General features: G+C 63.7%; 20 protein-coding genes. 8 read left to right on the top strand and 12 right to left on the bottom strand.

Going from position 1 to position 22,598, the window contains the following annotated elements:
* The first annotated feature begins 111 nt into the window (after nucleotides 1–111).
* Genes RAK1035_RS10440 through RAK1035_RS10425 form a run of 4 tightly spaced genes read left to right on the top strand, consistent with a single transcriptional unit; the run spans nucleotide 112 to nucleotide 2,870 of the window.
* Nucleotides 112–573 (top strand): RidA family protein, encoded by a 462-nt coding sequence (locus RAK1035_RS10440; RefSeq protein WP_008279938.1) that lies wholly within the window; start codon nucleotides 112–114, stop codon nucleotides 571–573.
* Nucleotides 570–1,337: a glycerophosphodiester phosphodiesterase family protein gene (locus RAK1035_RS10435; RefSeq protein ID WP_008279936.1), complete on the top strand. Its 768-nt coding sequence runs from the start codon at nucleotides 570–572 to the stop codon at nucleotides 1,335–1,337. The genes RAK1035_RS10440 and RAK1035_RS10435 overlap by 4 nt, the downstream gene beginning before the upstream one ends.
* Before the next feature lie 55 nt (nucleotides 1,338–1,392).
* Nucleotides 1,393–2,577, top strand: a complete 1,185-nt coding sequence (locus RAK1035_RS10430) for a GNAT family N-acetyltransferase (protein ID WP_008279935.1) — start codon at nucleotides 1,393–1,395, stop codon at nucleotides 2,575–2,577.
* Complete coding sequence (locus RAK1035_RS10425; RefSeq protein WP_008279934.1) at nucleotides 2,574–2,870, top strand: 4a-hydroxytetrahydrobiopterin dehydratase; 297 nt, start codon at nucleotides 2,574–2,576, stop codon at nucleotides 2,868–2,870. The genes RAK1035_RS10430 and RAK1035_RS10425 overlap by 4 nt, the downstream gene beginning before the upstream one ends.
* A gap of 67 nt (nucleotides 2,871–2,937) precedes the next feature.
* Here RAK1035_RS10425 and RAK1035_RS10420 read toward each other — a convergent pair whose 3' ends face one another.
* The 5 genes from RAK1035_RS10420 to RAK1035_RS10400 are packed head-to-tail and all read right to left on the bottom strand — an operon-like array spanning nucleotide 2,938 to nucleotide 6,000.
* A complete protein-coding gene (locus RAK1035_RS10420) occupies nucleotides 2,938–3,318 on the bottom strand; it encodes a hypothetical protein (RefSeq protein ID WP_008279933.1) in 381 nt (126 codons plus the stop codon).
* Between the two features lie 13 nt (nucleotides 3,319–3,331).
* Nucleotides 3,332–3,634, bottom strand: a complete 303-nt coding sequence (gene flgM / locus RAK1035_RS10415; protein ID WP_008279932.1) for a flagellar biosynthesis anti-sigma factor FlgM — start codon at nucleotides 3,632–3,634, stop codon at nucleotides 3,332–3,334.
* A 60-nt stretch (nucleotides 3,635–3,694) separates the two neighbouring features.
* On the bottom strand, nucleotides 3,695–4,393 hold the full coding sequence (flgA, locus tag RAK1035_RS10410) for a flagellar basal body P-ring formation chaperone FlgA (protein ID WP_008279931.1): 699 nt from the start codon (nucleotides 4,391–4,393) through the stop codon (nucleotides 3,695–3,697).
* Nucleotides 4,390–5,478 carry a flagellar assembly protein T N-terminal domain-containing protein gene (locus RAK1035_RS10405; RefSeq protein WP_008279930.1) on the bottom strand — a complete coding sequence of 363 codons (1,089 nt, stop codon included), beginning with the start codon at nucleotides 5,476–5,478 and terminating at the stop codon, nucleotides 4,390–4,392. Before RAK1035_RS10405 ends, flgA begins: the two co-directional genes overlap by 4 nt.
* A 3-nt stretch (nucleotides 5,479–5,481) precedes the next feature.
* A complete protein-coding gene (locus RAK1035_RS10400) occupies nucleotides 5,482–6,000 on the bottom strand; it encodes an LPP20 family lipoprotein (protein ID WP_008279929.1) in 519 nt (172 codons plus the stop codon).
* Nucleotides 6,001–6,162: 162 nt separating this feature from the next.
* Between RAK1035_RS10400 and flhA the strand changes: the two genes are divergently transcribed.
* From flhA to RAK1035_RS10385, 3 genes are read left to right on the top strand one after another with little or no spacing between them, the layout of a single operon-like run.
* Entirely contained in the window at nucleotides 6,163–8,313 is a 2,151-nt protein-coding gene (gene flhA, locus RAK1035_RS10395) for a flagellar biosynthesis protein FlhA (RefSeq protein WP_008279928.1), read from the top strand.
* An 11-nt stretch (nucleotides 8,314–8,324) separates the two neighbouring features.
* Nucleotides 8,325–9,434, top strand: coding sequence for a hypothetical protein (locus RAK1035_RS10390; RefSeq protein WP_008279927.1), 1,110 nt, complete (start codon nucleotides 8,325–8,327; stop codon nucleotides 9,432–9,434).
* Complete coding sequence (locus RAK1035_RS10385; protein ID WP_008279926.1) at nucleotides 9,431–10,159, top strand: sigma-70 family RNA polymerase sigma factor; 729 nt, start codon at nucleotides 9,431–9,433, stop codon at nucleotides 10,157–10,159. Before RAK1035_RS10390 ends, RAK1035_RS10385 begins: the two co-directional genes overlap by 4 nt.
* A gap of 22 nt (nucleotides 10,160–10,181) precedes the next feature.
* Here the strand turns inward: RAK1035_RS10385 and RAK1035_RS10380 are convergent, their stop codons facing one another.
* From RAK1035_RS10380 to RAK1035_RS10365, 4 genes are read right to left on the bottom strand one after another with little or no spacing between them, the layout of a single operon-like run.
* Nucleotides 10,182–11,186, bottom strand: coding sequence for a Hint domain-containing protein (locus RAK1035_RS10380; RefSeq protein WP_050775729.1), 1,005 nt, complete (start codon nucleotides 11,184–11,186; stop codon nucleotides 10,182–10,184).
* A 53-nt stretch (nucleotides 11,187–11,239) separates the two neighbouring features.
* Complete coding sequence (fliD, locus tag RAK1035_RS10375) at nucleotides 11,240–12,865, bottom strand: flagellar filament capping protein FliD (protein ID WP_008279924.1); 1,626 nt, start codon at nucleotides 12,863–12,865, stop codon at nucleotides 11,240–11,242.
* Between the two features lie 59 nt (nucleotides 12,866–12,924).
* On the bottom strand, nucleotides 12,925–14,076 hold the full coding sequence (locus RAK1035_RS10370) for a flagellar motor protein MotB (RefSeq protein WP_008279923.1): 1,152 nt from the start codon (nucleotides 14,074–14,076) through the stop codon (nucleotides 12,925–12,927).
* A 17-nt stretch (nucleotides 14,077–14,093) separates the two neighbouring features.
* A complete protein-coding gene (locus tag RAK1035_RS10365; protein ID WP_008279922.1) occupies nucleotides 14,094–14,855 on the bottom strand; it encodes a motility protein A in 762 nt (253 codons plus the stop codon).
* Between the two features lie 284 nt (nucleotides 14,856–15,139).
* Between RAK1035_RS10365 and RAK1035_RS10360 the strand changes: the two genes are divergently transcribed.
* A protein-coding gene (locus RAK1035_RS10360) for an IS3 family transposase (protein WP_085976969.1) occupies nucleotides 15,140–16,266 on the top strand; the annotation gives its coding sequence in 2 pieces (ribosomal slippage) (nucleotides 15,140–15,404 and nucleotides 15,404–16,266; 1,128 coding nt in all).
* A gap of 247 nt (nucleotides 16,267–16,513) precedes the next feature.
* Here the strand turns inward: RAK1035_RS10360 and RAK1035_RS10355 are convergent.
* The 3 genes from RAK1035_RS10355 to RAK1035_RS20385 are packed head-to-tail and all read right to left on the bottom strand — an operon-like array spanning nucleotide 16,514 to nucleotide 22,595.
* Entirely contained in the window at nucleotides 16,514–17,290 is a 777-nt protein-coding gene (locus RAK1035_RS10355) for a transglycosylase SLT domain-containing protein (protein WP_008279919.1), read from the bottom strand.
* A gap of 50 nt (nucleotides 17,291–17,340) precedes the next feature.
* A complete protein-coding gene (flgL, locus tag RAK1035_RS10350) occupies nucleotides 17,341–18,579 on the bottom strand; it encodes a flagellar hook-associated protein FlgL (RefSeq protein WP_008279918.1) in 1,239 nt (412 codons plus the stop codon).
* A gap of 8 nt (nucleotides 18,580–18,587) precedes the next feature.
* Nucleotides 18,588–22,595: a FlgK family flagellar hook-associated protein gene (locus RAK1035_RS20385; RefSeq protein ID WP_008279917.1), complete on the bottom strand. Its 4,008-nt coding sequence runs from the start codon at nucleotides 22,593–22,595 to the stop codon at nucleotides 18,588–18,590.
* Nucleotides 22,596–22,598: the final 3 nt, after the last annotated feature.

Below are 22,598 nucleotides of genomic sequence, written 5' to 3'. Positions count from 1 at the left end.
CGGGGGTTTTTCTTTGGGCGCAAATCGCGCGCGTCCTGTCGGATTTCCGATTTCCTTCGCCGCGCTCTGCCGTTAGCGTCCCGCCAATGTAGTCAGAAGGGAGACAAAGATATGAGCCAGTTCGAGAAAAAGCTTGCCGAGATGGGCGTAACCCTACCCGAGGCCCCTGCCCCCGCCGCCAATTACGTGCCCTATGTGCAGGCCGGTGACATGCTTTTTGTCTCGGGCCAGATTGCCAAGGAGGGCGACACGCTCTTGACCGGCAAACTGGGCGATGATCTTGACGTGGCGGATGGGGCCAAGGCCGCGCGCGCCTGTGCGATTGCCCTTTTGGCGCAGGTCAAAGCAGCCTGCGGCGGTGATCTTGACCGGCTGGTTCGGGTGGTGAAATTGACGGGTTTCGTCAACTCAACCGCCGATTTCACCCAGCAACCCGCCGTCATCAACGGCGCGTCCGACTTTATCGGAGAGGCCTTGGGCGATGCAGGCAAACACGCGCGTGCCGCTGTTTCGGCCCCCTCATTGCCTTTTGGCGTCGCGGTGGAAATCGACGGGGTATTCCAAATCAAATGAGCGCGCTGCCCGACGGTTTCCGCCGTATCCCGCTGGCCCATCGCGGCCTGCATGACGTGACCGATGGTCGCCCCGAGAATTCACGCGCAGGTATCGCAGCGGCAATTGCGGCAGGCTATGGGATCGAGATCGACCTGCAACTGAGCCGTGACAATCAGGCGATAGTGTTTCACGACTACGACCTTGGCCGGCTTACGGCGGAAAAAGGCCCGGTGCGCCAACGCGATGCGGCGGACCTCGCGCAAATCCCGCTTTTGGGCGGGGATGAGGGGATACCCGACCTGCCACAGATCCTTGACCTTGTGGCAGGCCGCGTCCCGCTCTTGATCGAGCTGAAAGATCAGCAGGGGCAAATGGGCGCAAGCTGTGGCACGCTCGAGGCCGCCACCGCAGCGGCGCTTGCGGGCTATGTGGGGCCGGTTGCAGTCATGTCTTTCAACCCAGATATGGTGGTGCAGATGGCCCAACTTGCCCCAGATACGCCGCGCGGTATCGTCACCTGCGCCTACACGCCCGAGGATTGGCCGCTGTTGCGCGCAGAGACCCGCGCGCGTCTGCGCGACATCCCGGATTACGAGGCAAGTGGCGCTTGCTTTGTCAGCCATGACATCGACGATCTGACCGCCCCGCGCCTAGACACCCTGCGCGCCAAGGGGGCCGCGATCCTCTGCTGGACCGTGCGCAGCCCAAAGGCCGAGGCGGAGGCGCGCAAACATGCCGACAATATCACCTTTGAGCGCTATTTGCCCGATCACCCGGCTTGATCCGCGCGCCGCGTGACCCAATTAATCCGCCGGGGCAAAGGAACCGTCAGGGCAGATGACGCAAGATCAGATCACCGTCACCCTGCATGAGCGCCTGTCCGACATCGGGCAGGTGGCTTGGGATGCCTGCGCCTGTCCCGAAACCGCCGAAGGCAGGCCAGACGATCCCTTCACCACCTACCGCTTTCTCAAGGCCTTGGAAGACAGCCGCTCGGTCGGCACGGGCAGCGGTTGGCAACCGCATTACCTGAGCGCCGAACAGCATGGTCAGATCATCGCCGTGGCACCGCTTTACCTAAAATCCCACTCTCAAGGCGAATATATCTTTGATCACAACTGGGCGCATGCCTATGAACGTGCGGGCGGGCGCTATTACCCGAAATTCCAGATCGCCGTGCCCTTTACCCCCGCGACAGGCCGCCGCCTGTTAACCCGTCCGGGATACGAGGACACGGGGCGCGCAGCATTGATTGAGGGCGCGCGCGATGTGGCGCTGCGCAATGGGCTGTCATCGCTGCATATCACATTTTGCACGCAAGCAGAGTCAGAGGCGGGCGCAGCCCTTGGCCTATTGCCCCGGCGCAGCCAGCAATATCACTGGATCAATCGCGGCTATGCCGATTTTGACGCCTTTTTGGCCGATCTATCCTCGCGCAAGCGCAAAGCGATCCGCAAGGAACGCGCCCGCGCTGCAGAGTTCGGCGGCGAGATTGTGACCCTGACCGGCGATCAGATCCTGCCCGAACACTGGGACGCGGTCTGGGCCTTTTATCAGGACACCGGCGCGCGCAAATGGGGTACGCCCTATCTCACCCGCGCCTTTTTCACCCGTGCGCATGAAACGCTGCGCGATGATATATTGCTGATCCTCGCCTTGCGAAACGGGCAACCTATCGCGGGTGCTTTGAACCTGATCGGCGCATCGGCGCTTTATGGCCGGTATTGGGGCGCGATCGAGGATCATCCCTGCCTGCATTTCGAACTCTGTTATTACCGGGCTATCGAATTTGCGATTGCTCAGGGTCTGCAAAGAGTAGAGGCTGGCGCGCAGGGCGAACATAAATTGGCGCGCGGCTATCTGCCGGTGGCCACACATTCGCTGCATTGGCTGCGCGATCCCGGCTTTGCCGAGGCGGTGGCGCAGTATCTCAAGGCCGAGCGTGCCGCAGTTGACCAGGATATAGATATACTCACCAGCTATGGGCCGTTCCGCAAGACCGCACAGGAGGATCACGAATGACCGAGAAACTCAGCGACACCGCCCGCAAGACAACGCTGGCACCGCTTTTGGAGAATGGCTGGGCCATGGTCGAGGGGCGTGATGCCATCTCCAAGACCTATAAATTCAGCGACTTTCCCGAAGCTATGGGGTTCATGACCCGTGCCGCGATCTGGGCCGAGAAGTGGAACCACCATCCCGAATGGTTCAATGTCTATTCCCGTGTCGAGGTTACGCTGACCACGCATGATGTGGACGGATTGAGCAGCCTTGACGTGAAGCTCGCGCGCAAGTTCGACGGGCTAGTGGGCTGACGCGCAAAAAAAACGCCCCGGCCTATGGCCGGGGCGTGGTTATCGCAGGTTCGTACTTTGTTTGCGCTTAGTGCTTGCGCAGCTTGCGGATTGCTTCCAGCTCCGAGGCGCTAATGCCGGTGTTGCGGGCGATGCTGTCGGGCTTTTGGCCAAATCGGGCCATGTCGATGGCCTGTTCGATCATGCGGTCACTCACCAGCCAGTCGAAATCGCGGCGCATCTCGTCCATGCGGTCGGCGATGCTCATCAGCGATGCCTCGTCGCTCAGGCCCAGTCTGTGACCCAGACGCCGTGCGATATGGTCAATCTCCGGGTCGCTCAACCGCAGGACCTGTCCGCTCAGATGCGCCAACATTCGCGCGATCCGAACCGAGACCGCCACAAGCAGCGGCAGGGTGATCATGCAAAGCACCGCGAGCGCGTAGAGGGTAATTTCAAAGTAGGTCATGCTCTGCCTTGTCTCAGCGCGTCATCGCGCTGTAGTCCTGAAAAATGCTGTCGGCGATGCGCTTGGCATCGACCGGATAGTTGCCGTTGGCCACCGCCTCTTTGATCCGCGAGACACGCTCGGCATCAAAGGGCGGGCCTTGCTCGACCATTTTCTCGATCACCCCGACCGAGGCCGAAGAGCTGAGTTTCACGGAATCCACCGCACTGACGGGCTTGTGTGCCTTGGCACCGCTGGCACCGCCCGGTGAGGCCTCGGTCGAAACCGGCATGAGCCGCGGTCGCGCGGCGTGGGAAGAATTGACTGAATCGACCATCTGATCTCTCCGGTGAGGCGCCATTGGGGCGCTGTTCTTGGAGTGAAAAACGGCAGGTCTTCACCGAATGTTAGGACGCACCGTCACTTTGTTGCGTCCCGTCACGGTGACATGCACCACCTCGCCACTGCCAGCATTGGTCACGCGGATATCCTGCCCCATCTGGCCGGGCTCCAGCGCGACGCCTGCTGCCTCGATCCGAATACCGCCGAGGTCGGTGGCAATCGTCACCGGGCCGCCCACATCGACCTGCCAGTCATGTTCCAGATGCCGCGCCAAAAGCGGCTGACCAGCACCCAAGTTGCTTTTGAGGCGGCGACCGATGGCCGTCTCTGGCGACATCACCAGATCGCCCCGCGCGCGCGCGCCAATCGGGGCTTCACGCAGATGCGTGGCCTCAAGAACAGTGCCGCGCGGCAGGCTTTCGGTCAGCACCAGAGCGGGGCGTTGCGGTGCATCGTCGGTCACCCCCGGCAGGCGTGGCGCGGCGGCCCCGCCTTCGATCCGGATCACCCGGCTCCAGCCACCCGGGCTGGCGCAGGTCACTTGCACCGCCTGCCAGCCGCCCTGATGTGGCGCGACGTTGAGGGGGGCCATACAAGGGGGATAGGGCCGATTGGCCGAGACCACCGGCGCGCCCCCCTGCCCTGCATCACGCAGCGCTTGCGCAATCACCGCCTGCACCGCCTGTCCGTCCAGAGCCGCTGCATCAAGGGGCAAGAGGCAGGCCAAAACCACAGCAATTCCGCCCCGGATCACAGCCCCGCCTCGACAAAATAGACCCGCAAGCCATTGAAACTTGCCGGGGAGCGTGTGGGATCGAGCGGGCGTAACGTGGTATGGCGATTGTCGAGGCTGACCACTTCCAACAGGCCGAAACCGTCATTGGGATCATCGACAAAGGCAAGGCTTGCCCGCGTCAGCCCATGCCGACGCCCCAAGGGCACGCTTAGCCCATCCGCACCCAACGCCAGACGCGCCTCGGCGGGTTGGCAGGCCAGGCCGTCCAAAATGGCGCGCACCTCTTGCAAGAGGCCAGCAGTTAGATCGGTTTCCGCGCGGCTGCGGCTCTGGCCCGCGACATAGCCCGCAAAGCCGCCACGCGGCACCATGGCCTCGCGCTGAAAGCGGCGGGTGACGTTGGTGCCGTCTTGACCCATCAGCGCAAGGTCAAGCGTGAGGCGCAAGAGCTTGCCTTGCCGGTCCACAGTGATGCTTTGGCTCATGCGGTGATCGCCCGGCGCGGGCAGGGATTGCCCCCGTGTCAGCGCGGTGTAATCCAGCGCCGCCGCAACCGGCGCGGCAGAGACGGGCGCGATCCGTTCCAGATCGGTATCAGGATGGGCGCGCAGTACCTCCATCAGGTCGCGTGCCAGCCCCTGCGCTAGGGGTTCCGCCCAGGCCGAGGCCTCGGGGGTTACCCGGATTTGCGGCGGCGTGGCGCTGACCGTCATCCGCCGGCGCGACGCACAGGCACCCACCGGCATCGGCCCAACTTCCGCCGCGACCCGCACCAACCATTCCCCGTTCTGCAACTGGGCAGACAGGACACGATGGGTCAGAATACGCCCCGTGGGGCGCAAAATGGTCAGATCGGCGGTGATACGCCCCTTGTCCATCGCGGTATGACCGCGCAAGGACGCGCCACCCGACAGCGCCGCCGTCACCAGCGCCTCGCCAATCGCGCGGCGGCGTGCCGCGTCCTGATCGGCGGCAGAGGCGACATAGGCCCGCCCCTCAGCCTCAACCCAGAGCGTTGCCTCTTTGGCCCCAGCCGCAGCACAAAAGAGGCTGCTCAGCAGAACCAGAAACCAGAATTGCGGCCGAAACACATGCCCCCACATGGCCTAGCCCCGCTGCCGCACGGCGCGCAGGATGTAGCGGACCGTATCGGGATCAAGTGCCAGCACCACCTCAAAGGAATCGTCGCCTTTGGGCGTGATCCGCAGGGTGCGCGCCCCCCGGATTTCACCTGCCACCACCGCGCGCACCGTGTCGCTGCGCAGAACCTGATCGTGCAGCGTGCTTTCGGAATTGATGCGGATGCCGTGGATTTGCTCGGTCAGATCGCGGATCGCCTCAAGCCGCGCAGCGCGGATCGCCATCAGGCGCCGCTCGTTGATCGAGGCCCCCGGCTGGGTCGAGACCTGCGACAGGCCAAGCCCGGTGAATTGCACCACCTCAGGTGCCTGCGCCGCCGCAGGCACAGGCAGGCCCGACAGATCATCCCGCAACTGGGCCACGGCCTCGGTTCGGGGGCTGGCATCGGCAGGCAGGGCATCGACCGCACGACCGGATGACATGCAGGCACCAAGCGGCATCAAGGCCAGCGGCAAGAGCAAGGGACGAAGCAATCTGGAGAACATGGGAACCTCTTTTGACGGGGCCAGACAGGCGCGGTTTTCAGCGCCAGACCTGCAAGGTGCGTGCCAGCCCCAAGCCCATTCCACCCCCCCGTCGTGAGACCCGAAAATTGGCACGCGATTTGCACCGATTACCCCGATGTGATGCAACACAAGGGATACCCGATGGCCGCGCTGAGCCGTGCCTCTTACCGCCCACAACTCGGGGCTGGCCTGCTGCCTGTGGGCATCCTCGCCGTTGTGGCGATGATGGTGCTGCCGCTGCCCTTGGCGCTGCTCGACATTTTCTTTGTATTCAACATCCTTCTGTCGCTTTTGGTGCTGATGGTCGCGCTCTATAGCTACCGCCCGCTTGATTTCTCGTCTTTTCCGTCGGTCCTGCTGATTGCCACCGTGTTCCGCCTTGCGCTCAACGTGGCCTCGACGCGGATCGTTCTGACCTCGGGGCACGAGGGCAGCGGGGCGGCGGGCAAGGTGATCGAAGCCTTTGGCAATTTCGTGATTGCCGGCAATTTCGCTGTGGGTCTGGTGGTTTTTGTGATCCTCGTGATCATCAACCTGATGGTTATCACCAAGGGTGCCGGTCGCGTGTCCGAGGTGTCGGCCCGCTTCACGCTGGATGCCATGCCCGGCAAGCAGATGGCGATTGACGCCGATCTCAACGCTGGAATTCTAACCCCGGAACAAGCGCGCGCACGCCGCGCCGAAGTGGGCGAAGAGGCGGATTTCTACGGTGCCATGGATGGTGCCTCGAAATTCGTCAAGGGTGACGCCATTGCCGGTATCCTGATCCTCGCCGCCAATATTCTGGGCGGTATTGTGATTGGCACCGCACAACACGGGCTCTCGCTGGGCCAAGCGGCGGAAACCTACGTGCTCTTGTCCATCGGCGATGGTCTTGTGGCGCAAATCCCGTCGCTCCTGCTCTCGATCGCCACGGCAGTGATCGTGACACGTGTGGCCTCGACCAAAGACATGACGGGCCATATCGGCAGCCAGATCGGCATGCACCGGGCGTGGCTGCCCGTGGCGGCGGTCATGGCCATCATGGGCCTCATTCCGGGCATGCCGAACCTGCTCTTTCTCATCGCAGCGCTTGCCGCAGGCGGCGTAGCCTGGGCCACCCGCAAACAGCTCGCCCCCGGTGAGACCGCACCTGCGGCTGCTCCCGGCCAAGCGCCGCGTCGCGCAGCACTTCCCGCCCCGGGCGGCGCAAGCACCGGACAGCCGGGCACGCGCCCAGATACAAGCGGGGCCATCACCGCCGAAGAGGTGACGGATTATGCCCCCATCACCATCCAGATCGGTTTCGGCCTCATTCCCCTGATCGAAGAGGGTGCCGGCGGCGCGCTCGTGTCGCGCATTACCGGCATCCGGCGCGAGGTGTCGACGGCCATGGGCTTTGTCATTCCCGGCGTGCGCATCCGCGACGATATGGGACTGCCTGCCAACAGCTACCGCATCCGTATCCGTCAGGCCATCGTGGCCGAGGATATGGCCTATCCAGATCGCAAGCTGGCGCTGCCCGGCGGCGGCACCACCCGGAAGCTGCGCGGGATCGAGGTCAAGGACCCGTCCTTTGGCATGGATGCCGTCTGGATTCAGCCGCATCAACAGACCGAGGCCGAGGCGGATGACTACGTCGTGGTTGAACCCGCCTCTGTGGTCGCCACCCATCTCAGCCAGATGCTTTATGCCCATGCCGCCGATCTCTTGGGCGCGGATGACGTGCAGGGGCTCTTGGACAATCTGGAACGCTCGGCCCCGACGCTGGTCGAATCCGTGGTGCCGAAACTGGTGCCGCTGCATGTGCTGACCGCCGTTTTGCGCGCGCTCTTGCGAGAGCGGATGCCGATTGCCGACCTGCCACGCATCCTCGAAGACCTGGCAGGCATGTCCGCCCGCCTCAGCGAACCGCAGGATATGGCCGAGGCGCTGCGCCCTGCGCTTGCCCCGCAACTCTTGCAACAGATTGCACCACTCAAAGATAGCCTGCACCTGATCACGCTGGCCCCCGAACTAGAAGATTTGTTGACCCGGTCCAAGCATGAGAGCGCCGGGCTGATCGTCGAGCAGGGGTTAACGCGCCAGATCCTTGGCCAGCTGAACGAGGCGCAGGAAGCGCTGGCCGGTCAGGGCCGACAGGCGGTCGTGGTGGTTTCCGCCGCGCTGCGCCGCGCCTTTGCCGCCTTTCTGCGCACCCATGGTGTCGATGCCATCGTGATGGCCGTCTCCGAACTGCCCGACAATCGCCGCGTCGAGATTGCCGCCTCTATCGGCGGTGCCAGAACCGCCCCGCCAAAACCGTCCAACTGAGGATGTGACCAATGAGCACGATGACCTTTCGCGCCCCCGACAGCGTGACCGCGCTGGAACAGGTGCAACGCCGCCTCGGGCCGGACGCCCTGATCCTGTCCAATGACCTGATCGACGGGCAAGTGGTAATCGTGGCCAGCGATGACGATCCCGAGGCCCTGATCAAACCCGCGCCACGTCTGCGGGCTGTGCCTACGTCGCCGCGCGTCGACGTGGTGATTGATGAACCGATTGACCCGATCACGCCGCCGCCGTCGTCTGGGCTGATGACCGCTGCGGTCACAGCAGCTGCACCACGCTTGCCCAGCTTTCTGAATGCCCATGCGCCCAAACCCTTTGACCGGATGCTGGGCGAGGCCAAGGCCACTGCGCCTGCCACTGCGCCTGCCACTGCCACGGCCCCCGAGACACCCGAAGCGCAAGCCCCCGACCACAAAACGCCAGAGCCCGTGGCCCCGGCCCTGCCTGATCCGCTCATCCTGCGCGATCGCCTGCTCTCGGCCCCCCGGATTGTCCTTGTCGGGCCGGTCGGCGCGGGCAAATCGCAGGTCGCATTGCAACTGGCCCTGATGCGCCTGACCCGCACACCGGGTCTGACCGTAGAATTCTGCTTTTGTGGCACAGGATCGCATGGGGATGGCGCCGTCTTGGCACAGAAATCGCATCTGTTGGGTATGACAACCCTGTTTCACACCCCCGACACCCTCGCCGCGCCGCAAGCGGGCACTGTCCAGATCGTCGTGATCTCAGGGCGGGGCAGCGATGGCACATCTTTGGCCGAAGTCGCACTGGAGTTGCCAGAGGCCCGCGCCGCGCTGGTCGTGCCCGGCGGCCTGCGCCCCGAGCGCATCGCCGCCCTCCGGCAGCGTTGGGCAGAGCGGATAGACTCTGCGATCCTGTCGGGGTCCGAGGACATGCCTGACGCAACCACGGATGTGGCGGCCTTGCGGGCTGTGGGTCTGGTGCCGCTCTGGTGCGCCTCCAACGACCGGCTGGTCGAGGGCTTGCGCGTGATCGAAGGCGACAGCGCAACCGAACCCGCGACCAACGATGATCCTGCGCCTTTGGCTCAGCCCATGCTCTTTCGCCACCACGGCCCCGATGCGGAGTCCCGGTCATGATCGCCCCCCAAGCCTATGCGGAACAACAGCCCAATCCGACCCGTCTGGTCGAACAGCACATGCCGCTTGTGCAGCGCCTTGCGTGGCATTTCCACGGTCGCGTGGGTCGTTTCATCGAGATCGACGACCTGCTGCAGGCAGGTTATCTGGGGCTGATCGACGCCTCGCAACGCTATTCGGTCTGTGATGGGGTCAGCTTTGCCGCCTATGCGACCATTCGTATTCGTGGCTCGATCATCGACCATCTGCGCCGCAATTCCAACCTGTGCCGCAACTCCATCACCATGCGCCAAAAGATCGAGGCCACCCGCCGCAAGCTGTCGCAAAAGCTTGGGCGCGAACCCGAGGTGCCGGAACTGGCGCAGTCACTCGAACTTTCGACCGAGGAATTCCAGGACTGGGAAAACCGCTTTCAGACCAATCAGCTTCAGTCGCTCGACGAGGTTTATACCGATCACTCGCTGCTTTTTAGCGATCATGGGTCTACCCCCGAGGATGAGGTTGAGCATATCCAGCTCAAGGCCCTGCTGCAAAGCGCGCTGCAGGATCTGCCCGAACGCTCGGCCTTGGTGCTGCAACTCTATTATGTCGAAGAGCTTAACGTCTATGAAATCGCGGCGATCCTTGATGTCACAACCGGGCGCGTATCGCAGATCAAAAAAGCTGCCATCGGCCAGTTGCGCGACCTGATGCAGGCGCGGCTGCACAACACCGCAGCAGAGTGATCCGCCAGAGCGTGCGGGCGGATCAACCGGCCAAAAGGATTTCGTTCTCGGGAAGGGCCTCGGGCCAGAGCGCCAGCGCGTCGCGGGTTTGCCAGACGCCCAAGGTCTCAGCCAGCGGTGCATAGGCCCGCCCAGCATGACCCGCCACCGCAAGCGCCGCATGCGCCTCGGCCCGCAGCTCTGGTGCCAGTCGCGCAATCATCGCAGGACAGGGAAAAAGGCTCTCGACCGGGGTGCCATTGGCAAGGATCAGTGCGTGGTGATCAAGCAGCAGATGGTGATAGGCCAGCCGCCCGGCCAGATGCGCCACCCGCACCCCCGGCAAACCGACAAACCCCAAGGCGGGGCCTAGGCAAAGCGCGCCATCGGCACCCGGCTCCGGCACAGGCAGATGATGAAACGGCGACAGTTTGAGCGGGCGCATGGGATGCCCGGCCCCCAGCGCCCCAACCTCGAACCTGACCGGTGCCACCGAATTTGAGGTTAGCGGATCAAGATCGACGTCGGTCACTCCCGCCCAGATCACCACCCGCTCTGCGCCTGATGTATCCAGCACTCGATCGCCTGCGACCAGCGTCTGCACATTGCGCTCGCCCGTGGGGGTCAAGATTCCGGTGCCTGCAACCAATCCCAGTGGCATGCCCGCATCAAGGCGATAGGCGGCAGCGGTCAGATCGACAACAAGCGCCACCATTCCCGGCGCATGTGGCACAGCTTGGGGATAGAGAAAGAGGGTCTCACCCGTGTCTTCCTGCCGCAAAAGAACCAGATCGCGGGCCTCGCCCTTGGCCTCGATCACGTCAAGCAAGGGGATTCCCGGCTGCGCGCGACCTGAGCCAAGCACAGTGCACGCGGCCCCTCTAAGGGTTACCTGCGCCCCTGGGATCAGCAGCACCCCGTCAACGGACAGCGCAGCCTCGCGCAACTCGGCGAACTCTTCCACGCCGACCGTCGCATGCGACAAGGTCGGGCACGCTCCAAGAGGCGCACCGCCAAAGACCTGATAGACCACGTGCCATTCAGCCATGCCGCTTGCCTTTCCTTGGTGCCGCGCCATCGTTCCGCGCGCCGTTTTGCGGATCAGCGATCCGCATTCCAGCCTTCCACCAGATTGGTCAGGTAGTCGCCGGTTGAATTGAGCTGGGTCACGATCATTTCCATTTGCGTGAACTGCCCAAGATAGCGGGTGCGCACCTCTTCAGACCGCAAGTTCAGCGCTTCGAGTGCAGTGGTTTCGGTGACAATCGAGGCACCCAGCGCGTCCTCGCGCTGTGCCAGCGCGTTGCCGTCGGCCAGGATGCCCGACAAATAGGATTGCAGGCTGCCAACCATGCTGGGTTGAAAATTGATTTCAGCCCGCTCTGTCCCTGTGGCAACCGTCAACGTCAGGCCGCGCATCGGCCCCGAGGGCACGCGGTAAGCCCAATCGCCATTGGCCTGCGCCGAACCGATCAAGGCCACACCGGCCAGCGTGGCCTCGCCCGTGGCGGCATCGCGGGTCAACGCATAGCGGCCCGCCGTGGCACCGCTGCCGGGTGTTCCACTGATTTGCACAGTCGTACCCACCAGATCGTCACGGATCAGCGGATCAAGCAGCGCCGGATTGGCCGTCAGCGCCGTTGAAAAACGGTCAGCATCGAGCGACAGGCTTCCGTCGCGCTCTGTTCGGATACCAATATCCGACAGATGCACGCCCTTCACGCCAAAGCCACGGGAAAGCACCGATTGCATGCCGCGCAGCACGCCATCGGCCAAGCTGTCACCCGCCAGATCGCCCGCCACGCCACCTTCGCCAAAGCCGCGTGCAGTCAGCGATTTAACAAGGCCCTGCGTGGCGTTGATAATGTCGACAAAGCTTTGCATCACCTCAAGCGCGCCCTCGACATTGGCGCGGCCCGAAAGGTTGGCATCGCTCAGGGTCTGCCCCGTCACATTGAGGGTCACACCGGGCAAAAGATCGTCGATCTGATTGCTGGAGCGGGTCACGGCAATGCCATTGAGGCTAAGCTTGGCATCCTGCGCGCCTTGCACCTGCACCGCGCCGGGATCGGCGCTGATGTCGAATTGCGCCATGCGCGGATCGGCATCCGCCGCCACGCTGAGGCGCAGCGCGTTCTGCGATCCGGTTTCGGAAATGACGCCCAGCGAAAACGTGCCATCGCCAAGGTCAATGACCCGCGCCGACAGCCCGTCAAGGCTGCTCAGCGCCTCGGCCATGTCGGCAAGGCTGCTGCCGGGTTGAAAGGTGATGGTTTGCGCCGTCCGAGTCCCGGCGCTGAATACGGGCGGAACATCCGCCGACCAGTTGCCGAATTCCACCGTCAGCGCGCCTGCGCCAATCTCGGCCTCGGCCTCGGAAAAGCCAACAAAGCTCAGCACCTGCGATTGCGCCAGCTGCGAGACGCCAATGCGCGCGTTTTGGAGGTCTACCTTGCCCGGATCACTGACCGTGACCGAAACGGCGCTGTTGTCACTGCTTAGACTGCGAGACGAGAGGCCGCGCATCAATTCCAGCGCATCGCCCATCTGTTCGGCCTGTCCGCGCAGGCGGTCATAGCCCGACAGGCGCACCTCGGCCCGGTCGATGCGCTCGGCGATCAGCGCCCGCCGGGGCGCGATTTCGGCCTGCGTGAGCGAGTCAGCCAGTTCCGCGATATTGATCCCAGTGCCGCCGCGATTGAGCGCGGTCAGAATCTCGTTTTCCATGATAAGCCCTCTTCGCCCCTGACAACGGCGCGCAACGCCAGGCTGTTAGCCCCGACGCCTCAATAGGTAATCTCAATCTCGATCCGGCGGTTCTGTGCGCGGCCCGCTGCAGTGTCATTCTCAGCCACGGGCAGGGATTCACCCCGGCTGGTCGCGGTCAGACGCTCGGGTTCGATCAGCCCTGAGCCCGACAATTCACGCACGACCGACGATGCCCGCGCCGCCGCGAGCCCCCAATTGTCGCGATAGGGTGACGCGCCACCAAGTGGCACCGAATCTGTATGCCCGGTCACGACAATCTCGCTGGCTTCACCCATCGCGGCAAAGGCCAGACGTGCCATGACATCGCGCGCCTCGTCCGTCAGGTCGGCCCCGCCCGAAGGAAAGGCCCCGCCTTCGCCCACGGTAATCACCACTTTGTCCTCGCGCTGTTCGACCGATACCAGCCCCTCGCCGATTTCTTGCTGCAAAGCGACCTGGAGTTGTGCATCGGCAATGGCGGCGCTGCGCGCGGATTGGCCGGCTTGGGTTTCTGCTTCGGCCTTGCCCTGCATAACCTCGGCCATCTCTTGTATATTGTCCGCAAGCCCTTGCATCATCACATCCGATGTGGATTGCCCGGTCGCCTCTGCGGCCTGTTGCAGGGCCTCGGCGGCCTCGGTCAACTGTCCCGGCAGGCTTTGGGCATCGGGGGCATCAAAGGTCATCACCACTTCACCTTCGCGGGACTCGACCTTGACCTGACCAGACTGCAACGCCTCTTGCAAAGCCTCGGCCATTTCGCGCGCCTCGGATTGGCCGGGCGCATCGGCCCCTTCGCCCTCGGCAGCGCCCTTGCCATCCTCTTCCGTCACCGGACGCTGGATTTCGGGCTGCTCTGTCTCGGTCGTGTCTTGTGTCATCTGTTCAGTGACCGACATCTCGGGTGACGGGCTAAAGGACAGATCCAGAATCGTGGTGCCCTTGGGCTGTTCCATCACCGGCACCTGCCGTTGCACCCCAAAGGCCATGCTGAGCGAGCCTGCTACCATCTTGAACTTGGGCTGGTTGAACTCGGCAAAGGACAGGATCAGCACAAAGAACGCCATCAGCAGCGTGGCGATATCGGCAAAGGTCGCCATCCACGCCGGTGCGCCCTTGGGCGGGCATTTCGGGCACTCGTCCTCGGGGTCCTCGACGGGCACCGGCAGGGGAATGGGTTTGCGCGCCATGGCTCAGACCACCTTGCCTAGGCCGCGAGCAGTTTGGTTTGCAGCTTGGGCGGCAACACCGCGACCATCTGCTCTTGAACGTTGCGCCCGGATTCACCCTTGGCGATATTGCGCAGGCCCGCCAGAACCATATCCCGATACGCGGTTTCACTGGCGGTATATCCCTCGAGCTTGGACAAGACGGGGCCGACCATCACATTGGCAATGAAAGCCCCGTAAAGCGTGGTCAAAAGCGCCACCGCCATCGCGGGGCCAATGGCCTTGGGGTCGGCCATGTTGCCCAGCATCTGCACCAGACCAATCAGCGTGCCGATCATACCCATGGCGGGGGCGATGTCGATCCAACCGCGCAGCGCTTCATGCACTTCGCCGTGGCGCACCTTCATCGCCTTGATCTCATCAGAAAGTTGCTTGACCAGCTTGGACTCGTCCGCGCCATCCACCAACATCTGCAATCCCTTGGAAAAGAACTTGTCGGGCACTTCCTGATTTTCCAGCGCCATAAGGCCATTCTTGCGCGCGACATCCGACAACTCGACCATCTTGGTGATCAGCTCTTCCTTGCTTGGTGCCTTGGGCATGAACGCCTTGCCCACCGCGCCAAAGCTGCGCAGGAAAATTGGCATAGTGCATTTGTACATGACGGCAAAGAACGTCCCACCGAACACGATTAGGATCGACGCCACGTCGATGAACGGCCCCAGACCGCCCGCAGCCAGCATCGAGCCGACCACCATTCCCAGCGCACCGATCAAACCGATGAGCGACGCAATATCCATTGACGGGACTCCCTGAAAAGCGTGGCAACCGGCACTCTGCCAGGTCTCGCAAGAGAAGGGGCAAGAACCATACCAAGCCGATCAGGGTTAGTCGCAAAAGTATTAATTCGTTTAATTACAGACACTTAAAACGATTTTTGGAAATCTTACTAAACATTTTCCGCCGCCGCCGTTGCTCTTGTCAAGCGCTGGGCAGCGTACAGCCAGCAAGCGCCGGCTGGAGTAGCCCCCTGAAAGTGGTCCACCAACTGGGATAGATTGTCCCGTGAATTGGAGGATCAGCGATGGCTGGAAAACGAGAGAAGCCCGAAGAGATCGTATCGAAGCTTCGGCAGGTTGAAGTTCTGCAAGGACAAGGCGCGACGATCGCCGAGGCGGTGCGCCAGATCGGCGTGACACAGCAGACGTTCTACAGGTGGCGTAAGCTCTATGGCGGGATGGGGAGGTCTCAGCTCGCACGCCTGAAGGAGCTTGAGAAAGAGAACCAGCGATTGCGGCGGGCTGTGTCCGACCTCACCCTGGACAAGCTGATCCTGACCGAGGCAGCAAAGGGAAACTTCTGAGCCCTTCGCGTCGCCGGAAATGCATCGACCATGTGCGGCGGGAACTTGGCGTATCAGAGCGCCGGGCCTGTCGCACACTGGGGCAGCACCGATCCACGCAGCGTAAGATGCCGCAAGGCCGTGCTGACGAGCAGCGTCTGACCGACGACATCATTGAATTGGCTGATCAGTACGGGCGCTATGGATATCGCATGGTCACTGGCCTGCTCAACAATGCAGGTTGGTGTGTGAACCATAAGCGGGTCGAACGCATCTGGCGGCGTGAAGGGCTGAAGGTCCCTCAAAAGCAGAAGAGAAAGGGGCGGCTCTGGCTGAACGACGGGTCGTGCGTGCGTCTGCGGCCCGAGCGCCCCAACCATGTCTGGTCCTATGACTTCGTCCAGGATCGCACCGCAGATGGCCGTGTCTACCGGACACTGAACATTATCGACGAATACACCAGGGAGGCGCTCATGATCCGCGTCGATCGCAAGCTCAACTCAACGGACGTGCTGGATGCACTGACCGATCTGTTCATCCTCCGCGGCCCGCCTGAATACATCAGATCCGACAATGGCCCGGAATTTATCGCTCAGAAGGTGCGGGACTGGATCGCCGCCGTCGGAGCGAAGACGGCCTATATCGAGCCGGGATCACCCTGGGAGAACGGATACTGCGAAAGCTTCAACGCCCGGTTCCGTGACGAGCTGTTGAACGGCGAAATCTTTTACAGCTTGAAGGAAGCCCAAATCCTGATCGAGCAATGGCGGGTTCACTACAACACGGTCAGGCCGCACAGCGCATTGGGCTATCGCCCACCCGCGCCCGAAAGCATCGTTCCGCTGGATCAAAGGCCCACAATGCACTAACAATCAAATCGGACCACCCGATGGGGGCAGACCAGCGTCGCCCACGAGCACAGCGTCTAGACGCAGGTCGATGGGAAACTGTTCCGTGATGGAAGAGGTGGGCCAATAACTCGTCATGAACTGCGCTCCGGTATACAGAGGGATATACCACCGCTATAGCAGCATCTCTGACGATCCTTGCGCGGGCAAAAGGAGTCTCGAGACTCTCTAAAGATAGATTTCCGACGCAAGGATACGCGCGACACGTTCAGCGGCGCGTCTTTTGCGGGGTCTTGCGCATGGGCATGACCGGCACTGCGCCTTCGGGAAGAGAAGCGGTTTCCCAATACCGCACGTTCTGCACCCGGCTGACAAGCGGCGCGGCCCCGGCAAAACGCCGGTCCTCACGCGGTGCCGGGTCTGCAAGGCGCGGCGCTTCGCGTGGGGGAAGGCTTGGCCCTGTGACCATCGGCGCGGCGCGCGCAGCCTCGGACTGTCGTTCCACAGCTGGCATCGCCTCGACCGGGCCTAGGCGCGCCATGACAGCCTGCACGCGCCCCAGATAAGCCGCGCCGCGCCTGGGATCGCGGGAATGGTAATAGCGCGTCGCCGCGTCCCAACTGCCGGTTTCCGCGCGCAATTCGCTTAGGTATCGGGCGGCGTATTCTATATTCTGGACAGGGTCGATCATCTCTTCGAGAGTGGCGAAATTATCGCCATGCCAGCGATAATTGAGCTGCATACAGCCCACATCAAACCCCCGAACCCCGCGCGAAACCAACTGTCGCAGATGGGTCAACGCCTCGTCTTTGCCTGAGTAGTAATAGCCCTTGCCCCGCACATTCGAGGTCCAGGCCCAGGCCCGTGTCCCGGTGTCGCCTAGTGCCCGTCCCGATTCTGTGCGCGCGATGGCGCGCAACAGGCCCTTGGGCAAACCATGACGCTCAGCGGCCTGCGTCGCCAGCGCCTCGCAATTCGCGGTGCTGGCGGATGAAAGGGACGGCACCCAGAATAGCGCCACACACAAAAGGATAAGATGTCTCATGCCCTCGCGTTGCAAGCGTCGGGCCAAGTTTGGCACAAGGCCCGAAAACCTCAGCGCAGGAAATCAAACAGGCTTTGCTGGGTGATGCGCACATAGGCCTGTTGCGTGGCGTCCCGCGTCAGCATGGATTGCTGAAGCCGCGTCAGCGCATTGGCAAGATCAAGATCCTCCAGCCCTGACACCGCTTGGCTCATCGCCAGCTTGCGGTTGTCGATCACATCCGATTGCCGCGCGGCATCCGCCGACAGCGCCCCCAATTGCGTGCGTTGGTCGATCAGATGCTCTGACGCCCCGCGCAACCGATCAATCACCGCATCCCGCGTACGCGCAAAGGGCACCAGCGCTTGCGTCCCGCCTTCGGCGTCGCGTGCCACCATCAACACCCCGCCTGCATCGGGCGCGCGCGCGATATTCGAGACCTTCACATCGCCCTGAGCCGTGAGCATCAGACCACCCGTCTCGGGATCAAGCGCGGCGCTGATGCCGGTGGCTGCGGTCTGGGCATTGATCGCCTCAACCGCCCCTGACATGGCCCCTTCTGCGGCGACAAACGGAATCGTCGTAGATCCCAAAGGCCCCTCCAGCGTCATGGACCACGCAGCCGGCGCACGGCTTAGAGTCAGATCAAGGTCAAGCTGGCCCGCACCCGTGACGCTGGCGCGCGGCGCACTGCTCGCTGTGCCAAGGCTGGCCAGAAAGTCGTCGATCACGGCAAAGACATCGCCGCCCTCGGAGCCGATCGCAAACACCGCATCCCCGCTCAGCCCTGTTGGCAGGCTCAGGGATTCCGAAACCTGCAAGCGCGATTGCCCACCATCGCCCTGATAGACCACGCCGCCCGGCCCATCGCGAAACGGATCGGATTGCGTGCCATAGCCGCCAAAGAGCGCACGACCGCTCTCGTCGCGGGCATTGGCAAGGCCCAAGAGGCTGTCGCGCAGCGCCCGCACCTCGGTGCCGATACTGTCGCGCTCGGTCGCCGTCGCCGTGTCCGATGCCGCACGCAGCGCCAACTCGCCCACCCGGCGCATGACATTGCCCGCCTCGCTCAGCACCGTGTCGGCCTGATCCAGCCGCGCCCCAGCCCGTTCAAGATTGTTGGAATAACGATCCAACGCCTCTTGCTGTTCTTTGGCCGCCGACAGGCGCAAGGCGCGCACCGGATCGGCAGAGGGGCGGGGATCATTCACGCCAGAGGAAATCTGCCCCTGCAGATCGGAGATCCGCTCATTGACCTGTGACAGGTTGCGTGTGGTGACGTTGTGAAAAAAACTGGTGCCGATACTCATTCAAACCCTCATATCGCTTGCAGCAGGGTGTCGAACAGGGACCGCGCCACTGAAAGGACCTGTGCATTGGCCTGATAGGCCTGTTGCTGTTGCATCAATTGCGCCGCTTCCGCATCCAGATCGACGCCGCCCAACTCTGACTCGGCGCGTGCGGCGCTCTCAGCCTCGGCCTCGGCAGTGGCGACCCGGCTCTCGCTGGCCGTAACCTGTGCCCCCGCCCGCTGTTGCAGACTGGCAAAGCCGGTGGCATAGCCGCCCCGCCCGGTCAGCCCGTCGCGCTGCCGCAGATTGGCCATCGCCTCGACACTGCGCCCATCCCCGGCCCCGCCTGCGTTGGGCGCAGTCAAATATCTGTCACCGGTCACGCGCCCACCGCCCAACGTGATCTCCAGATCGCCAAATCGTGCCGTGCCCGCCGCATCCAGCGTGCGCGACGCCAAATGCGCGCCACTGTCGCGATCGAAAAGCCCGACAAGACCTGTGGTGGCATCAAGCACCCGCACTTCGCGGGCGCGCTCTGTCGCGGGCGTATCGCTGATCTGTCCTGCCAGACGCAGGGCACCAGTGCCGCCCATCACCACGATCAGATCCTCATCAGGAATAGAGTTGAGGCGCAGCACAGAGCCCCCGCCAGTGGCGACATTCTCAACCCCAAGCACCCGGTCATCCGTGGCCGTCAGACGCAGCGCGCCGTCTTCTGTCACCTCGGCGCGCAGGCCCAAGGTCTCGAACCCGGCAGCTGCCGCCCCCGGCTGCGCCTCAATCATCATTTCGCCGTCAAGGGCGCTGAACTCGATCTCGACCCGGCCAAAGGCGGTGTTGATATAGCCTGTGCCGGGGAACGTAACAGGCAGAACCACCGCCCCCGCCGACACGCTGACAAAATGCTCCTGCCCATTGAGCTTGATGGTAAAGCTCGACGGCAGGCTCCCGGCATCGAACGGCTGTCCGATGACCGTTGTCACCGGCGCATTGCCAGCCCCCATGCCAAAGCGCGCCGCCTCGCCCGCATCGCTGGGCAGACGCAGAGCAGAGCCATCAAGCGTGCCGCCCTCGGTTTCAAGGATGAGGCGGTTGTTCTCGTCAAATCGCGCAGTGATGCGGCCCTCTTCGGGGCCGCTCACCACCGGCGCGCCGCCGCTCATCCGAATGCCATAATCCTGCGCCCCAAGGCTTACGCGCATTTGCGCGCCATCGGGTGGCAGCGCCGGTAGCGCTGCACCCGTGATCCGGCTTGCTGGGGCCGTAGCCCGCAGATCAGCGGCCAGCGCCCGCGCCATTGCGGCCCCCGAGCCAAGCGCCGGATCGGCCTCAGCCGTCACCACGCGGCCATCGGCCCCGGTCACGGCGATCCGTCTCAGGCTCAGATCCCCCGGTCCCGGCTCTGCCGGGGTCAGGGTCACTTGCGCGCCTGCTGCGCCAGTCTGCCGTGTGATAAGGCCGTTCTCGAACCCATCTGGTGCGGCCACCTGCAAAACACCGTTCTCGGTGACGCCAAAGCCAGCGCTACCGCTCAGGCGCACCGTGCCGGAAATCCGCGCCGCATCCGGCCCGCCAGCCCCAAGGCTCACCGTGCCCAACGCCGCGCCATCCGGTGCCAACCGCGTCAACAAGGCGGCCTCGCCTCCGGAGTGGGTGAGGCGCGACAGGGAAATATCTGCGCCTTGATCCTCGACCAGCACCAGCCGACCGCCATTGGGGGCCCGCTCGGCGCGGATGCCCGTGGCCCCCGATTGCGCGTTGATCGCCGCTTGCAGCCCTGCCACCCCGACCGCGCCCATATCGGCCGAAATCGTGACGGGCGTCAGGTTCTGCCCGCTCAGCTGAAAGGACAGCACTCCGCTTGTGGGCAACGCCAGCGCAAGCCGTGTTTCCGCCTCGGCGCGCACCGGCAGGGCAGTTGTCAGTTCCTGCGCCATCCAGGCCGCATTGGCCCCCTCTGGTAGACGCAGCGTGCTGGATTGCGTCGCCCCCTCATAGCCGACCTCAACGCTGGGGTTGGCCGGGGCGGGGATGGTGCCGATCCAGGCAGCAATACCGCCAGCCTGCCCCAAGAGCGCCACGTGATCGCCCCCCACGGATTGCCGCCCAAGGCTGAGCCCGCCATAGGGTGCGGCCCCGTCCAGGTAGTCGGCGCTATAGGCCGCATCTGCGTGAAACCCGTTTTCCTGCGTCAACAGCGCGGCCGCTTCGGTGGCACCCAAAGGCGGACCAGAAAGTTGCCGCCCGTCGCGGGTAAAAACCGACAGCACCGCCGCCGGGGCCGCATCGGCGACCACCACACCCGCCACGCTGCCAAGATTGGTCGCAAGGCTCGCGACAAGCGGCAAGACCCCGTCACGGGCCATAAGGGTCAACGTATCACCCTGCGCCTCGGCCAAAAGCCCAAAGGCGGCCAGGCGCTGCCCATCAGCGGTTTCTACCGCGCCGGAATTCAGCGCCGCCGCCAGTGCGTCGGTCGTCAGCCCCGCAGGCAGTGCGAATTGCGCGACACCTTCGGGCGTGGTCAGGCTTAGCGCTTGCGGGTTTGCCCCTGCAAGCGGCCCTAGATCCATCGCCGCAAGGCGCGGTTGCACCGACAGCGCGGCATCTGCATGACCCGCCGCGATCACGCCGATGACGCCTGCATTCAGAAATTCGACAGGATTTTCCCCCAGAACCCCCGACAGATCCCGCGGTCCGGTGCCCTGTGCGCTGAGCACCGTGGCGCTTAGCGTGGCAGTGCCGCGATTGCCCGGCACGGCGCTGACTGTCAACGTGCCTGCCGCCGCAATCCCCTGAGGGTCGTTTAGCACAAGTGTCATATGCCGCGCCGAGGCATCCTGCCGTGCCAGCGTGATCCGGTCGCCATCCAGCGGCACACCACTCATCTCGATCCGTAACCCCGGCAGGCTGAGGGTCTGTTCGCCTGTCGCCAGAACCTGCCCAGCCGCATCGCGCGCCTGCCACAGCCCAGAGGGTGCATCCTGCACCAGGGTCAGCGGCCCCGCAGGCATGACAGTTGCATCGGTGATTGTCACACTGGCCGCCCCCGTGCCGCGCATCAGCGCGCCCGGCGTGGCCTCCCATCCCGATACGGAAAAGAGCGCGCCACCACGCCCGCCCGTGGGCGTCAGGCCTTGGGCATGCACCGCGTTGATTTCTTCCGCCATCCGGCTGGCCCAGAGATCCAGATCAGAGGCCGCTTGCGCCATGGCCCCGGCGGCATTCGCCAGACCGCCCAGCATTCCGCCGCGCAGCGTGGTCTGCACCTCGACCGCTTTGGTGTCAGCGGAGGTGACAGTGTAGCGCCCCGCCGTGCCAACCTCGATCCGCCCGGCACGACCGCGTTCCAACACCATCGGCCCGCTGCCATCCGCGCCAAGCCGCACGGTCGCGCGGCCAGCATCATCCATCTCGACATCAATCGCCACAAGTTCCGCAAGATTGACCAAGAGCCGGTCGCGCTGATCCAACAGAGGATTGCGTGCGCGCTCATCGGTGACCTGCGCCAATTGTTCCTGAACCTCGGCCAAACCGCTCAAGACGGTGTTGGCCCGCTCTACGGTCTGTGCGGTCTCTTCGCGCACGTTGCGCGTCAGCACGTCGATCCCTTCGGCCAGATCGGCCACACCCCCGGCCAGCGCTGTGCCCGCACTCAAGACCGCTTGCCGCAGCCCCTGATCTTCAGGCACCTGCGACAACCCGTCGAGCGCATCGAAAAATCCATCCAGCAAATCGGGCAAGCCGCCCTCACCCGGCAAAAGGCGATCTTCCAGCGCCTGCACATGGCTCAAATGCGTCTCTGCCGCACCAAGCGTGCTTTGGGCATCGCGGCTGCGCGCAGCCACCAACCCGTCAAAGGCGCGGCGGATGTCCACCACGTCCACACCGCCACCAACGCCAACCTCCTGCATCACCGCGTCGCGGCGGCGATACCCGGCCGTATCGACATTGGCGATATTCTCGCCGGTCACGCCAAGCGCTGTGCGATAGGCCAGAACCCCGCCGCGCCCGATGTCCATGAGATCGACCATGGT

Source organism: Roseovarius sp. AK1035, assembly GCF_003288315.1.
In the GTDB taxonomy this organism is placed as follows: domain Bacteria; phylum Pseudomonadota; class Alphaproteobacteria; order Rhodobacterales; family Rhodobacteraceae; genus Roseovarius; species Roseovarius mucosus_A.
The sequence above is the reverse complement of the archived record's forward strand: the minus strand, read 5'-3'. Positions and strand labels throughout refer to the sequence as shown.